The organism is Methyloglobulus sp., from assembly GCF_964779595.1.
The window spans coordinates 17,849-31,583 of sequence record NZ_CBAROL010000001.1 but is presented as its reverse complement, the minus strand read 5'-3'; the positions used below and the strand labels follow the sequence as shown (position 1 = coordinate 31,583).

Below are 13,735 nucleotides of genomic sequence, written 5' to 3'. Positions count from 1 at the left end.
GCTTGCATTTGATTGAATGAGCAAGAACCTCGTTATTGTAGAATCCCCGGCTAAAGCCAAAACCATCGAGAAGTATCTAGGCAAAGACTTCCATGTGTTGGCTTCGTATGGCCATGTCCGCGACCTTGTCCCCAAAGAGGGCGCGGTTGATCCCGACAACGATTTTGCCATGAAATATGAGCTGATTGAGCGCAACCAAAAGCACGTACAAACCATCAGTAAGGCACTTAAAGCGGCTGATGTGCTTTATCTGGCTACCGACCCTGACCGCGAAGGGGAAGCCATTTCTTGGCATTTGTACGAATTGCTCAAGGAAAAAAACCTTTTAAAAAACAAGCCAGTGCATCGGGTTGTGTTCCATGAAATCACCAAAAAAGCGGTTACTGAAGCTATTGCCAACCCGTCAGAACTCGCTATCAATTTAATCAATGCCCAGCAGGCGCGACGGGCTTTGGATTATCTGGTTGGCTTTAAACTATCGCCATTGTTGTGGAAAAAAATCCGCCGAGGCTTATCCGCAGGTCGTGTGCAAAGTCCTGCTTTGCGGATGATTGTCGAGCGCGAACTGGAAATCGAGGCTTTCAAAACCCGCGAATACTGGACGATAGATGCCGCATTAACTGCTCAGGAACAGGCGTTTAAAGCAAAGCTCACGCATTTTAACGGCGAAAAACTCAACCAATTCAGCATAACCGATGGCGAATTAGCAGAAAAAACCAAACAAACCTTACTTGATGCCGCCGACGGTCAGTTAGTCGTCAGTAAGCTGGAAAAAAAGCAGCAAAACCGCAATCCTGCTCCGCCGTTCATCACGTCAACCTTGCAACAAGAAGCCTCACGTAAGCTCGGTTTCACTACCAAGCGCACCATGATGGTCGCCCAACAATTGTACGAAGGCATTGATATAGGCGGCGAAACGGCTGGCCTTATCACTTATATGCGTACCGATTCAGTGAATCTGTCTGTAGATGCCGTGCAAGAAATACGCACCTTGATTGCAGAAACTTACGGGGCGGATAACGTTCCCAAAGAACCTCGATTATTTAAAACTAAGTCAAAAAATGCCCAGGAAGCACACGAAGCGATACGCCCGACCTATCCGCGCCACTTACCCAATCAGCTAAAAGCCCACCTCAGCGCAGAGCAATTTAAGCTTTATGATTTAATCTGGAAACGTTCCATCGCTTGTCAGATGACCTATGCCACGCTCAATCTGGTCGCCGTTGATCTAAGTTGTGGCGAAGAGGGCAAGCATACTTTTAGAGCAACAGGTTCTAGCATTGCCAATCCAGGCTTTATGGCGGTGTATCTGGAAGGAAAAGATGACACCAAAGAAAGCGACGATAAGGAAAATTTTTTGCCTTCTATGGAAGAAGGCCGTCCAGTCAAACTTAACGACATCATCGCTGGACAACATTTTACCGAACCACCGCCGCGTTACGGTGAAGCCAGCTTGGTCAAATCGCTGGAAGAACATGGCATTGGCCGCCCCTCCACGTATGCCTCGATCATATCGACCTTACAAAACCGTGAATACGTCACTCTGGACAGCAAGCGCTTCTACCCAACCGATGTCGGCAGAATCGTCAACAAATTCCTGACCGAACATTTCACCAAATATGTCGATTACGACTTTACCGCCAATCTGGAAGATGAACTGGACGCAGTATCACGCGGTGAGCAGGAATGGATTCCGCTGATGACCAAGTTCTGGAAGCCATTCAGTAATTTGATTATTGAAAAAGAAGCGCAAGTCCAACGCAAGGATGTCACCCAGGAAGCTATTGACGAGAAATGTCCGCTTTGTACCAGCCCCTTATCCATCCGTTTAGGGCGAAATGGACGCTTTATCGGCTGCACAAACTACCCAGAATGCTCGTACACCCGTAACTTGAATGACGATGCCGCCACCAGCACTGCGCCGGAAACTGTCGAAGGTCGAGTTTGCCCTAGCTGTGAATCGCCTTTGGTATTTAAAGTCGGTAAGTACGGCAAATTTATCGGCTGTAGCGCTTATCCTAAGTGCAAGCACATCGAGCCACTGGAAAAGCCGCAAGACACAAAAGTCGAATGCCCACAATGCAAAAAAGGCACTATCCTCAAACGCAAGTCGCGTAACAGCAAAGTGTTTTATTCCTGTTCTGAATATCCCAAGTGCAATTATGCACTGTGGAACGTGCCAATAAATGATAGCTGTCCGGAATGCCATTGGCCCGTTCTGGTAGTCAAGGAAACCAAAACACGCGGCGTGGAAAAAACCTGCCCCCAAAAAGACTGCAAATATGCCACACCTTATGAAGGCGATCCTGCTGATGTGCAAGGACCAAAAGAAACGGCTGTCTGAGAACAGCCGATAATAAGCCGGAATACTCAGTTTTATTTTAAGCTACAAACAATTCAAAGGTCGTAAGTGTTCGCTTGATAACGGTCACTTACGGAGCTAACTGACAAGATTAAGCCAGTATTACTTTTTTTCAAAAAAGTAGTAATCGCCGAATTTTCCTTTCAAAGTCATGTTTTTGTCGCTTTTTTCCACGACAGTATACAAATCAAATCGGCTACCACCTAAAATCTCAACCTTCAACTTACCGTTATCTATTTCATAATTTACGGGAGGTTGGTCGTAATAAGTGCCTTCACGGGGAATATGTAAGATTGTTACTTTACCGCCTTCAAACACCCAGGTATCTTCCCGTGTGATAGGTCGCCTATCGGTTAAAGAATTTTTAGTGGTTTTCAGCTTCCAAGTGCCTTGTACTTCTTCTTTGGATTGCACTGCAACATCAGCAGAAACAGCGTTTCCAAATAGCGTTAAACCCAAAATTGCTGTGGCTAGAAATATTTTTTTCATTATCACTTCCTGTATTTAAGGATTAAAAACAAACTTAAGGGCAACTCTACACATTACACTTACTCAGAACGGCAGTTATTACAAACCCAACTTAACGGGTATTTGGAGTTAATCAAGCTCACAATGAGACCAAGTATCGACTTAAATATGACTACAAATGTCATTATGAGGCGGGAATACCGATTCTGTTGTTACTACAATTTGAGTGCTGCCACCGAATACATCTTACTACCATTGAAGGGATTAAGTGCTTAAAATGGTGATAGCTGTATTTCAATGTTATTGGATTTCATTGTGTGATATGAGCAAACATCACTATCTTCTTGTTAACTTATTTTTTAATTAACGTAATCAACTGCGCTTTATCATCAATATTTACTTGATAACGTCCTAACACACTCATCCCCAACAACTTGTTTTCGCCTAACAATTGGTCAGCAATAAAGGCGACTTCAACATTTTCAACGGTTTCTCCAGCAATATTCAGTTCTTGCAACAGACCAATTTTTGCGTCGGCCATGCCATTAGCAGTTTGCATTTTTCCTACGACAAATTTACTGTCCGCAAGCCCTAATTGGTCGATCATAGATTCTGGCAACACAACTAAATCCGCGCCAGTGTCGATCACCATATCCACGGTTTGCCAGACTCTGCCATCACCTGAAAGTGCTACAGAAACCGTAGAATGATTGCCTTTGAGACTGGTCGGCAACACAATACGGTTATCTTTGTGTTTTTGCTTTTTGTTGATGATGACAACGCGGTCAATCTGTCCTTTCGTATTTCGACTGACAATGTGATTGTACGATGCAAAAAGCTGTTTGACTTGCTGCTCCAAGCTGCCGCTGATCAGAACTTTCTCTGCATTTTGAATACGTTCCAGCCCAGTAATCTGGATTTTGTTCTGGTTTTGTAATGCCTGGATTTGGGCAAACAAATCGTCAGCATCTTCTGCATGAATACTTACGGCAAACAACACCAAGGCTGCAATGAGCAGTAAATGCAGGTGTTTACTAGCAGGAATGAGGTTGTCGGTTATTGTCATTAGCATAATTCGATACAACGTAAATAGACTGAAAACTTACGTTAACACACAAAACATTGCGATTTGCCAATTTTTGATTAACTGTTGTGAACTTGAAGTCCAATAACTTCCCGCAACACCGAGGTAGCGTAACTGCCAGCAGGCAGGGTAAATGAGAGCTTTAATGTGGTTTTATTGCTGAACTGCCAGTCCAGATTGTCCACATTAACCCTTAAAGCACGACGGGCTTTTTCCACACCAAAAGCAACCAAACCTTCAGCCAGTTCGACATAATCATCGACTATTTTGTGTTCTATAGCAAATGCGTCAGCAGACACATCAATCTCGCCCTTGCCCCATAGCACGCCTGTTGGATGGATGGTTTTGGCTGCAAGTCGGCGTAGGATTTCAGCATCCGGCAACTGTGATTTAAAACTGCTATTCGAGCAGTCGAACATATAGGTGTCACCTATAAGCCCTTGATTCCAGGTTGCTTCGGCAACTCTAATGCTAAGAATCTGGTTGAACAGATACGAACGTGCGGCGGATAAGTACAGGCTACGCTGTTCGCGGCCTATTTTCGCGCCTTTAAACATCGCCAAGGCTTTGTTGACATTTTGCCCCTGGTTGCCAAAGCGTTGCTCGCCGTAATAATTGGCAATGCCGTTGGCCTTGATTGATGATAACTGCTCAACGGTTTTTGCTTGATCTCCTTGCCAATCACGAATAGTGATTTCAAAACGGTTGCCCGACAACACGCCACGTTTTAATTTTCGGGCATGACGTACCGTGTGCAGCACCTTCATGTTGTCGCTTGCAAATGCCGTCCAGTCTGGCTCAGATTTACCGGGCAGCCAAACGCTAAACCATTGGGTCGTCACCGCATGGCGGTCTTTTAATCCGGCATAACCAATATCACGCTGGCGCACATTGGCATATCGAGCCAATTGCCGGGCAACAAAGTCGGTATTTTCTCCAGTTTTTTGTATTTGCAAAAAGACATGTTCCCCACCCCCGGACGGCTCAAAAGCAAGGTTTTCATAGACGACAAAATCTTCCGGTGCGGTGCGGATTTTGCCGACACCTGAAGGCGAGCCGTAAACATAAGGCCAAGCGGGGATTTCAATAGTCATGAAGGGTTAATCAAGGTGCAGCCTTATGCGGGGCATATTTTGAGCCAACCAAAATACATTTTTGGTTCAAAAAGCCCAAGTTCTACAATACACTCCGCTAACCATAGAACAAACCGGTGAACCCATTAAAGACCTTTTTTCTGTAAAAAACCAAGCGCACTGGCTGCGAAAGATTATTTTCGATCAGCAAGCAAGTAGTTGGGGTACATTAAGGTGGCAGTAGCTACCAAGCTCAACACCCCGCCTGGCTCGCACACTTAACGCACATGCTGGAATAAGGCACGGCTTCCAGGCGCTCTTTTCTGATGGGTTCACCGCACAATTCGCAAATACCGTATTCACCGCTGTCTATACGGGCGATGGCTTGTTGCACCCTATCCCGTTCTGCCCTGGCGGCATTGCCTAAGTAATCCAGCACTTCGTCATTTTCGGACTGTGTGGCTTGTTCGGCAAAATCTTTTTCTAACGGTTCGTCTTCATGTTTGACATCGTGAGTGATCTTGGCTAGGCGGTCGTCCAGTTCCTCCAGCATTTCAATCAGATTACTGCGTACTTGTTCATATTCTTTCATGGCAACACTCCTGCTTTTGCTTTGCCTCAACTAGAGCCATTGTTCTATAGCCAATGTTCTATACTATGGGCAACAACTCGTTTTTCAAGCATCCTACCATTAACTATGCAAAATGACATCCAGCGGCTACTGAATGCCGCCAATCAGGTTATCCTCGGCAAAGACAGGCAAATCCGCCTGGCGGTGTGTTGCCTGTTGGCGCGTGGGCATTTGTTGATTGAAGACATTCCCGGCGTGGGCAAAACCACATTGGCGCATACGTTGGCGAAGTTACTGGGGATGCAATACCAGCGCATCCAATTTACCAGCGATATTTTACCGGCAGACATCATCGGCGCTTCGGTGTTCGATGCCAAAAACCATGAATTCAAGTTCCATGCTGGGCCGATATTTAACCAGATGGTGTTGGCGGATGAGATTAACCGCTCGACACCGAAAGCCCAAAGCGCGCTGCTGGAAGCGATGGAGGAGCAGCAAGTCACCGTGGAAGGCGTTACTTATCAATTACCAGAACCTTTCTTTGTGATTGCCACACAAAATCCCTCGCACCAGATTGGCACTTTTCCCCTACCGGAATCGCAACTGGACCGCTTTTTGATGCGGATTGAGTTGGGTTATCCCGACCCCAAATCAGAACGGCAATTGTTGACGGGACAGAATCGGCACCTTCTGATTGAGTCATTATCTGCCCAGTTGCTGCCGCAAGATTTGCAGCAAATCCAAAAAAACATACGTAAAGTCCATGTGTCCTCTGCCTTGCTGGATTATTGCCAAGCAATCATCAACTTCACCCGCGAATCCCCCGAATACCATTGCGGGTTGTCGCCCAGGGCAGGCTTGGCGTTACTAACGGCTGCCAAAGCCTGGGCGTTTATGGGTCAGCGCGATGCGGTCATCCCGGAAGATATACAAGCCGTGCTGGCGGCAGTTGCAGGTCATAGGTTGCGGTCAGGCAATAACGATTCCGTAGCCATCGTCGCGCCCATTTTGGCTAAGGTTGCCGTGCATTGAAAGGATTAGCTCTAAAAGAACGCTACGGACTGGACCGATTTTTCTTAGGTGAACGAACTGTGGACGGCAAGCCACTAACCCTCAATCAGCGGCGAATCTTTATTTTGCCAACGCAACGCGGCCTGGGTTTCAGCTTGTTGATCCTGCTGCTGGCACTGATTGCCTTCGTGTACAACAACAATCTGGCGTATATGCTGGCCTTTTTGCTGGGCAGTATTTTTTTTATCACCATACTGCATACCTATAAATCCCTAGCGGGATTGACAGTCCAGGAAGGCCAAACCCTAGCCGTGTTTGTTGGCGAGGCGGCGGGGTTTGGCGTACATATCGACAATCCCACCTCAGTCGAACGCTATCATCTGCAAATAAAAATCAAGGCGGTCGAGCATTTCAACCTAAAAGCCAATAGCAAGGCGCATCTTACCTTATACGACCTGACCCAGAAAAGGGGTTGGCATTCGGCGGGGACGGTCACTGTTTTTAGCGCCTATCCACTGGGCTTGTTCCGCGCTTGGTCGCCGATAAGGTTTAGCTCGAAAGCGTTGGTGTACCCCAAACCTGCAAACCAGGAAATCCCCTTTCCAGAAACAGGATCAACCAAAAACCAGCAAGGCCGGTTCAAAAAAGGCGGTGATGAATTTTATGGTTTGCAAAGCTATCAGGCTGGCGATCCGATCAGGCATTTGCACTGGAAAGCCTACGCGAAAGGCCTAGGTCTGTTCAGCAAGCAATACGGCGGGGAAAGTTCGGCAGAAATCTGGCTGGATTATGGGCATGCCCCAGGGCAATCGCTGGAAGAACGCTTGAGTTACTTATGCCGCTGGGTGGTAGATGCAGAACAAGCGGGATTAAGTTACGGATTCGTGTTGCCCGGTTTACGGCTAGAACCCAGCAATGGCCCAGCACATTACCGGAAATGTCTGGAAGCGTTGGCGTTGTTTTAATATTAACTACGCAAAGCCGATAGCAGTTGAAAAGTTGGGTTACGTCAGTAAATAGCCTATACATTATCGATTACATCAAAATAATTTACCCAACAACTTCGCCACTGTTTCAATTAAATCTATTTCCAGCGCACTACCAAAACCACCACTGGTATTAGCATAATCGGTCGCCGTATGGGGAAGAACATCCTGTTTCTGTTGTTTTTGCTTTTTCAGGTCTGCCGCGTGTTCTTGATGTAACAATTGACCACCGGCTTTTTTCCATTCCAGTAAGTGCGTCAGTTCACCACTGTCCAGCCAAATGCCGTGGATAATGCATTGGTCAACGACCACACCACTGCGTTGACCGAAATTGACTCGGTTCATGTGCCTTCGACAATCAGGACACTTAAGATAGCGTATTTTTTCAGGCTTGCGGTAACGGTCTTTGTTGATGTTATCGATATGTTCACGATTAATATCAAAGACATTAGAAACCGAGCTTTGCAAGATCAACTCTATTTCACCTTTATCGAAAAACAAGCCGTAGCAAGTTTGACAGCGTTCAACAGCTAATGGCTCTGGCGTTTTTAAGCCAATAGTTTGTAGCGGTTTGTCACAGTTTGGACAGATCCGCTTGCTATGCAGTTTTTCTACTTTATACGGATGCTTGGCATGTAAATCGACATCGCTGCGCGTATTACAATACAGACAGCGATTGGTATTGGCAGGCAACGCCGCCGAGCAAGATGAGCATCTAGCCATGATTTATCCGCACCCGATTTATAAAGCGTCCAAAATTGCTTGTCTTTTATCGGCGTATTCCTGGTCGGAAATCAAGCCATCTTTGTTAAGTTCTTTAAGTTGTGCCAATTTGCTCGCAACGTCGTTTGCAGGTTGTGCTGTTGGGGCGGCGGGTGCATTTTGCACCCCTTGTGCCATCGCTTGCCCCAGACCTATACCCGCACCTAAACCTACACCAGCACCTGCTGCACCGCCTTCATTACGTGCGGCTTCGCGCATGGCTTCAAGTTGTTGCAGCTTTGCATAATCCACACCTGCGGCTTGTGCGGCATGCGCTTCGGCGGTGACATTGGCAATACGGTTTATACGCGTCAGGGTTTCTTCGTCGAAGCTCGTGCCTTCGATGCGGAAATCGGTCATCTCAAAACCGAGTTTACCAAAATCGGCATTTAATTTTGCCGATACGCCGTCGGATATTTCGTCACGACTGGCATCAATATCCGTGTATGAATATTTGCTTTCGGCAAGAAAGTCACTCAGTGGATGAATAATTCGTTCGGACATAACTTTGCGAAAATCTTCAACCAGAAAATCGCCGTGGCTACCGACCACATTGACGAAAAACCCGCGCCCATCAGATATGCGGTAGCTGTAATTGCCGTAAGCTTTTAATCCTACAGGAAATTTGTACTTGGGGTCTTCGTATTTGATGCTCGAAGTTGTACCCCATTTTTGGTTGAGAATTTCGGTACGACGAAAAAAATAAATGCCGACTTTGTGGTGACTTTCAAAAAACTGCATGAAGTTTTTGATCGTCGTCCAAAACGGGATGTTGGCGGTTTCCAGCGTAATCAGGCATTGCTCCTCGAGCACCGCCTGTACCTTGCCTTCGTACACGAAAATGCAGCCCTGCCCAGGACCGACAATCAACTTGGAGGCGTTTTTGATTTCGTCGCCATTGTCGCTCCATTCATAAAATAAGGTATCGGGATTGGGATCGCTCCATTCAATAACCGAACGAAACTGCCGTCTAATACTGTCGAAAAGTGCCATAAAAGTTCTCCACTGGGCTAAGTAGTGGTTTCATGTTAGTTGAAATGGTTGAAATAGCAACAATAGGTAGCTAGGTTTGGATGATGTTTGATTTTTTGGGTAAAACTGTGTGGAATTATGACACCAAAATTTAAAAATTCTTGCTTAAATGATTCAGTACATTTGTTGCTTTCATCACTGTTAGGCAAGCCGTAGCCAAGATATTTTCACGAATTCCCGATTTCTTTTTGACCTTATGTTTGGCGTTGTTGTAAAGCACTTTTGCCCTCAGCACTTCAAAACTATAGCCACAGCCTTGCCTTGCAATTGACTTGAGTGGTTGTTGGCTGATTCTGTATACGCATTGGTGACCCTGTGGTCGAAGTAGTTAAATACCTCTTTGTGCCAGTTACCTATTGCCCTATCCAAAAGCTTGCTCATTTTGGCGAAATTTCTCAAACAGCAGCATATCAACTAATGCTGCAACTGGCTTCACAGCATGGGTAATAATAATTTGCTCATGCTGGTATTGAACTTCATTAAGCAGCTCGCTTAAGTTCTGCTGCACTGTCATGGCAGAAGTTTCTCGAATCATTGTTAAAAACTCAGTGAAAGCGTGATTGCACAGGTGATTTTCAATGTAACAGACTAAGTGTCCTCGATTCAATGTTCAATGACGGTTTGTTAGCGCGAAACCGTCTTACGGGTTAACCATATAATTATAATCATGTGGGCGGGTCTCGACCCGCCCTACAACCCGCCGTACGAGGTTGGGAAGCGCAAGGCATCTGCTTTTACAGCCGTCCCCAAAATAATTGAAAAAGGTGTGATAGTCGATGTTGAACTGAACTGGAAAGGCAGGGGTTATGACGGCTATACGCTGGCTGCGCCGATCAGCATTGCAGGTGAGGCGTATGTCGGCGTGGCAATTGTCCACAAGGACAAGCCACGGGTTTTATTTGCAGGAAGTGGTGGTGTTGGAATCACTCCAGCGCGATCCCTTCAAGACCGAAGCATTGACCGACACGGATGCCGCGCTAAACGGAGGACACGCTGGAGCTATAGCCAGTATGCTACAGGGCATTTTCAAAGTCAATAAGGTTGATATTTCCAAAGCCCTCGACAAAAACGGCGAGCCGCAGGCATTGAAAGACCCGTACCGGACGACCAGGACAGGCGGCATTGCCAAAACCAGTAACATAGGCAACCCGAACATCAAGGACGGGATCACGATGCCATCCGCATTCCGTGACGAAATCGCGGGTTGGGGTTATGTCAGCCAAAGCCCATATTCGTACAGCTTTTACAACATGCCCAGCAAAAGCTGGGATTCCACGCCGGAAGGCATTGTCCGTATATCAGACCATTGGAATTTTTTTTCCAGCGGGTCAATGCACATGGTCACGGATAAAGAGGTGCCGAACAACACGCATTGAGCCAAGGCGCGGCACAAGGAAGTAGGATGGATAAGCTCAGCGCATCCATCAAATATAATCCCTGGGAAAGATGGATGTGCTACGGTTATCCATCCTACACCTTACTTCCGAAGACAAAGTATAGGCTTTTAGTTCCTTAAGCTCTTCATCTGTCGGTACGCCCCTGTCGCGCAGCTTTGCCAATTTTCTATTTCTTCGATTGCGTTCATGCAGTACCTTAACTTGTGTTGGCTTATTAGAATTTGGTGGCCTGTTAGTGCCGCATCAGAACGGTTTTAACCGTTATGCACGGCAAATGGCGGTGTACTTTGGTTATTCCCTTGTTGATAACCGTATGGTGCTAAGTGATAATTTAACCACTTCTTGGAGCTTTGTGACTAAGCGTAGCCATATTATCAATTAAATCAAGCAGTAATTATGATTTGATGATGTTATTTGGCTAGGCTAATAGTGTCTTACTGTTATTCTCAGTCACTATTGAAAACTTATTTGGGTAGCATAAATAAATTTCAAAATTCCACACAGTTTTACGATTTTGACATTGGATTTCAGGATGAATTTTCCACCCAGTTTTACCGATTACCCGATTTTTTAAAATACGAACACTACTACTCTTAATATCTAAATCGTGTAATGCCCGTAGTGGTGTTGATAATCTGCCATTGCCCGTTTTATTACTTCGTGGGCTTCATCTCGTCCATAAACATCGGTTATTTCGCAAATAAGGTGTTCACTGGGCAGATGTTTATAAGTCAAAAAATAATGTTTTAAGCGGTCAATGTACGATTGTGGGCAATCCGAGACATCATTCCATTGCCGATAAAATTCATCACCCTTCATTACGGCGATTATCTTGTCATCTGCTTCACCGCTGTCCAGTAAGCGAAAACCGCCAATTGGTACTGCTTGTACCAGAATATCGCCGTGAGTTACGCTACGTTCGCTGAGGACGCAAATATCCAGCGGATCACCGTCACCTTTTATGACTTTTCTGCCTGACTTCATCCCTGCGTACTCCGCCACTTCCTCCGCACAATAGGTTTGCGGAATAAATCCGTACAACGTGGGAATCATATTGGAAAATTTTTGCGGTCGATCAATTCTGAGATAACCGCTGACTTTGTCGATTTCATATTTGATGGTATCGGATGGGACGATTTCGATGAACGCCGTCACTATGTTTGGGGTGTTATCACCGGCTTCTATGCCATGCCAGGGGTGGGCTTTGTGTCGAATACTCATTGAATCGTAGTTATGTTGCTGTGTTTATAGTCATGGAAACCTCATGTATTATCACGTTTATGCGATAAAAAGAACGTATTAAACCGATATAACACCTTTGATGTGGTCATGGGTTTGGTAATCGGTGATAGCAAAATCGTCGTATTGGTAAGCAAAAATCGAATCTGGTTTCCGTTGGATGGTTAAGGTGGGCAGCGGATAAGGTTGTCTAGTTAATTGCAATCTGGCTTGTTCCAGATGGTTTAAATATAAATGCACATCACCACCCGTCCAAATAAAATCGCCCACTTGCAAATCGCATTGTTGTGCCACGATGTGGGTTAACAAAGCATAACTGGCGATGTTGAACGGTACGCCCAAAAACGTATCACAACTGCGTTGGTATAGCTGGCAGGACAGCTTGCCGTCCGCTACATAAAACTGGAAAAACGCGTGGCAAGGAGCCAGAGCCATTTTGCCGTTCGCTACATTTTGTTGTGGGCTGATGCTTTCATCCGGTAAATCCGCCACATTCCACGCCGATACGATCATACGTCGGCTGTTGGGTGTTTGTTTGAGTTGTTGTATTACCTGGGCTATTTGGTCGATGTGTTTGCCGTCCGGAGTCGGCCAGGAGCGCCACTGATAACCATAGATTGGCCCTAATTCGCCGTGTTCGTCCGCCCATTCGTTCCAGATATTAACCTTATGGTCGCGTAAATAAGCGATATTGGTCTCACCTTTCAAAAACCACAGCAATTCATGGATGATGGATTTGAGATGAATCTTTTTGGTTGTGACCAAGGGGAAGTCATCCGCCAGATTAAACCGCATCTGATGACCGAAAATGGACAATGTACCGCTGCCCGTTCGATCACCCTTTAAAGTGCCTTCCTGGAGAATTTTGTCAAGTAACTGCAAATACTGTTTCATGTGGCTTTTTTGTGCGCCCAGTACAACATACCTGCACCAATTATAATCATCGGTGTTGACAGGATTTGCCCCATCGTCACCCAATCCAAGACGAGATAACCCAAATGTGCGTCGGGCATACGGAAGAATTCGACAAAAAACCTAAAGCAGCCGTAGCAGAACAACGCCAATCCGGTTGCGCCCATCGTTGGTCTGGGCTTGCTGGTGTAAAGCCAAAGAATAACAAACAAAACCAAACCTTCTAGGAAAGCCTCGTAAAGCTGGGACGGATGCCGTGGCAACAAGCCTCCGTTAGGGAACACCATACCCCAAGGCACATCGGTAGTCCTGCCCCAAAGCTCGGAATTAATAAAGTTACCTAGCCGTCCCGCGCCCAAACCAATCGGACACAGCGGCGCAATAATGTCAGTCAATTGCAACATCGTGCAGTTTTGCTTTTTGCCAAACAGCCACATGGCAATAAAAACCCCCAACATGCCGCCATGAAAAGACATACCGCCTTGCCATATTTTAAAAATAATAAGGGGATTGCTGAGAAATTCACTGAAATTGTAAAACAGGATGTAACCTATCCTACCACCCAAAATAACACCCATCGCGCCATAAGTGACTAAGTCTTCTATCGCCGCTGGCTTAATCGGGGACCAAGGCTGTTGCGCTCGTTTTTGCCCCAAAAACCACACCCCAGCAAAGCCAACCAGATACATCAAGCCATACCAGTGTACCTTTAATGGGCCAAGGGTGATTAGGACGGGGTCGATTTGGGGGTAGGTGAGCATGGGATTTTATGATATTGAATAAGCTTTTATTATAACTTAACTCATGCCAGAAAGTCAGGCGCGTCCAGTTAACCTCG

Annotated in this window: 16 protein-coding genes; 5 read left to right on the top strand and 11 right to left on the bottom strand. The window is 46.0% G+C overall.

Features of this window, described 5'->3' with window-relative positions; all coding sequences use genetic code 11:
* Positions 1–16: 16 nt before the first annotated feature.
* Positions 17–2,344 carry a type I DNA topoisomerase gene (topA, locus tag AC1YY3_RS00155; protein ID WP_482194230.1) on the top strand — a complete coding sequence of 776 codons (2,328 nt, stop codon included), beginning with the start codon at positions 17–19 and terminating at the stop codon, positions 2,342–2,344.
* A gap of 120 nt (positions 2,345–2,464) precedes the next feature.
* Here the strand turns inward: topA and AC1YY3_RS00150 are convergent, their stop codons facing one another.
* The 4 genes from AC1YY3_RS00150 to AC1YY3_RS00135 all read right to left on the bottom strand — a co-directional run bounded on the left by AC1YY3_RS00150 (position 2,465) and on the right by AC1YY3_RS00135 (position 5,579).
* A complete protein-coding gene (locus AC1YY3_RS00150; protein ID WP_481824665.1) occupies positions 2,465–2,851 on the bottom strand; it encodes a hypothetical protein in 387 nt (128 codons plus the stop codon).
* Positions 2,852–3,182: 331 nt separating this feature from the next.
* Positions 3,183–3,896: a retropepsin-like aspartic protease family protein gene (locus AC1YY3_RS00145; RefSeq protein WP_481824664.1), complete on the bottom strand. Its 714-nt coding sequence runs from the start codon at positions 3,894–3,896 to the stop codon at positions 3,183–3,185.
* Between the two features lie 77 nt (positions 3,897–3,973).
* A complete protein-coding gene (gene truD / locus AC1YY3_RS00140) occupies positions 3,974–5,008 on the bottom strand; it encodes a tRNA pseudouridine(13) synthase TruD (RefSeq protein ID WP_481824663.1) in 1,035 nt (344 codons plus the stop codon).
* 232 nt (positions 5,009–5,240) lie between these two features.
* Positions 5,241–5,579, bottom strand: a complete 339-nt coding sequence (locus AC1YY3_RS00135; RefSeq protein WP_481824662.1) for a TraR/DksA family transcriptional regulator — start codon at positions 5,577–5,579, stop codon at positions 5,241–5,243.
* Positions 5,580–5,684: 105 nt separating this feature from the next.
* Between AC1YY3_RS00135 and AC1YY3_RS00130 the strand changes: the two genes are divergently transcribed.
* Both AC1YY3_RS00130 and AC1YY3_RS00125 read left to right on the top strand, forming a co-directional pair.
* Positions 5,685–6,590: an AAA family ATPase gene (locus tag AC1YY3_RS00130; protein WP_481824661.1), complete on the top strand. Its 906-nt coding sequence runs from the start codon at positions 5,685–5,687 to the stop codon at positions 6,588–6,590.
* Entirely contained in the window at positions 6,587–7,534 is a 948-nt protein-coding gene (locus AC1YY3_RS00125; RefSeq protein WP_481824660.1) for a DUF58 domain-containing protein, read from the top strand. Before AC1YY3_RS00130 ends, AC1YY3_RS00125 begins: the two co-directional genes overlap by 4 nt.
* 75 nt (positions 7,535–7,609) lie before the next feature.
* On the opposite strand, the gene AC1YY3_RS00120 is transcribed toward AC1YY3_RS00125, so the two are convergent.
* The 4 genes from AC1YY3_RS00120 to AC1YY3_RS00105 form a co-directional block, all read right to left on the bottom strand.
* Positions 7,610–8,278 carry a TFIIB-type zinc ribbon-containing protein gene (locus AC1YY3_RS00120; protein ID WP_481824659.1) on the bottom strand — a complete coding sequence of 223 codons (669 nt, stop codon included), beginning with the start codon at positions 8,276–8,278 and terminating at the stop codon, positions 7,610–7,612.
* Between the two features lie 18 nt (positions 8,279–8,296).
* Entirely contained in the window at positions 8,297–9,310 is a 1,014-nt protein-coding gene (locus tag AC1YY3_RS00115; protein WP_481824658.1) for an SPFH domain-containing protein, read from the bottom strand.
* Positions 9,311–9,577: 267 nt separating this feature from the next.
* Complete coding sequence (locus AC1YY3_RS00110) at positions 9,578–9,730, bottom strand: transposase (protein WP_481824657.1); 153 nt, start codon at positions 9,728–9,730, stop codon at positions 9,578–9,580.
* Positions 9,711–9,884, bottom strand: a complete 174-nt coding sequence (locus AC1YY3_RS00105; RefSeq protein ID WP_481824656.1) for a type II toxin-antitoxin system prevent-host-death family antitoxin — start codon at positions 9,882–9,884, stop codon at positions 9,711–9,713. The genes AC1YY3_RS00110 and AC1YY3_RS00105 overlap by 20 nt, the downstream gene beginning before the upstream one ends.
* A gap of 132 nt (positions 9,885–10,016) precedes the next feature.
* Between AC1YY3_RS00105 and AC1YY3_RS00100 the strand changes: the two genes are divergently transcribed.
* Positions 10,017–10,388, top strand: coding sequence for a hypothetical protein (locus tag AC1YY3_RS00100; protein ID WP_482194229.1), 372 nt, complete (start codon positions 10,017–10,019; stop codon positions 10,386–10,388).
* Positions 10,306–10,725 carry a hypothetical protein gene (locus AC1YY3_RS00095; protein WP_482194228.1) on the top strand — a complete coding sequence of 140 codons (420 nt, stop codon included), beginning with the start codon at positions 10,306–10,308 and terminating at the stop codon, positions 10,723–10,725. Before AC1YY3_RS00100 ends, AC1YY3_RS00095 begins: the two co-directional genes overlap by 83 nt.
* A gap of 621 nt (positions 10,726–11,346) precedes the next feature.
* On the opposite strand, the gene AC1YY3_RS00090 is transcribed toward AC1YY3_RS00095, so the two are convergent.
* The 3 genes from AC1YY3_RS00090 to lgt all read right to left on the bottom strand — a co-directional run bounded on the left by AC1YY3_RS00090 (position 11,347) and on the right by lgt (position 13,658).
* Positions 11,347–11,967, bottom strand: a complete 621-nt coding sequence (locus AC1YY3_RS00090) for an inorganic pyrophosphatase (RefSeq protein WP_481824654.1) — start codon at positions 11,965–11,967, stop codon at positions 11,347–11,349.
* A gap of 78 nt (positions 11,968–12,045) precedes the next feature.
* Positions 12,046–12,879: a thymidylate synthase gene (gene thyA / locus AC1YY3_RS00085; RefSeq protein WP_481824653.1), complete on the bottom strand. Its 834-nt coding sequence runs from the start codon at positions 12,877–12,879 to the stop codon at positions 12,046–12,048.
* Positions 12,876–13,658 carry a prolipoprotein diacylglyceryl transferase gene (lgt, locus tag AC1YY3_RS00080; RefSeq protein ID WP_481824652.1) on the bottom strand — a complete coding sequence of 261 codons (783 nt, stop codon included), beginning with the start codon at positions 13,656–13,658 and terminating at the stop codon, positions 12,876–12,878. The genes thyA and lgt overlap by 4 nt, the downstream gene beginning before the upstream one ends.
* Positions 13,659–13,735: the final 77 nt, after the last annotated feature.

Bases quoted from the DNA above. Each gene is read 5' to 3' on its own strand.
- AC1YY3_RS00090 (WP_481824654.1), bottom strand. From the start codon at position 11,967: ATGAGTATTCGACACAAAGCCCACCCCTGGCATGGCATAGAAGCCGGT.
- AC1YY3_RS00135 (WP_481824662.1), bottom strand. From the start codon at position 5,579: ATGAAAGAATATGAACAAGTACGCAGTAATCTGATTGAAATGCTGGAG.
- topA (WP_482194230.1), top strand. From the start codon at position 17: ATGAGCAAGAACCTCGTTATTGTAGAATCCCCGGCTAAAGCCAAAACC.
- AC1YY3_RS00130 (WP_481824661.1), top strand. From the start codon at position 5,685: ATGCAAAATGACATCCAGCGGCTACTGAATGCCGCCAATCAGGTTATC.
- truD (WP_481824663.1), bottom strand. From the start codon at position 5,008: ATGACTATTGAAATCCCCGCTTGGCCTTATGTTTACGGCTCGCCTTCA.
- AC1YY3_RS00150 (WP_481824665.1), bottom strand. From the start codon at position 2,851: ATGAAAAAAATATTTCTAGCCACAGCAATTTTGGGTTTAACGCTATTT.
- AC1YY3_RS00120 (WP_481824659.1), bottom strand. From the start codon at position 8,278: ATGGCTAGATGCTCATCTTGCTCGGCGGCGTTGCCTGCCAATACCAAT.
- thyA (WP_481824653.1), bottom strand. From the start codon at position 12,879: ATGAAACAGTATTTGCAGTTACTTGACAAAATTCTCCAGGAAGGCACT.
- lgt (WP_481824652.1), bottom strand. From the start codon at position 13,658: ATGCTCACCTACCCCCAAATCGACCCCGTCCTAATCACCCTTGGCCCA.
- AC1YY3_RS00105 (WP_481824656.1), bottom strand. From the start codon at position 9,884: ATGATTCGAGAAACTTCTGCCATGACAGTGCAGCAGAACTTAAGCGAG.
- AC1YY3_RS00115 (WP_481824658.1), bottom strand. From the start codon at position 9,310: ATGGCACTTTTCGACAGTATTAGACGGCAGTTTCGTTCGGTTATTGAA.
- AC1YY3_RS00110 (WP_481824657.1), bottom strand. From the start codon at position 9,730: ATGAGCAAGCTTTTGGATAGGGCAATAGGTAACTGGCACAAAGAGGTA.
- AC1YY3_RS00145 (WP_481824664.1), bottom strand. From the start codon at position 3,896: ATGACAATAACCGACAACCTCATTCCTGCTAGTAAACACCTGCATTTA.
- AC1YY3_RS00100 (WP_482194229.1), top strand. From the start codon at position 10,017: ATGTGGGCGGGTCTCGACCCGCCCTACAACCCGCCGTACGAGGTTGGG.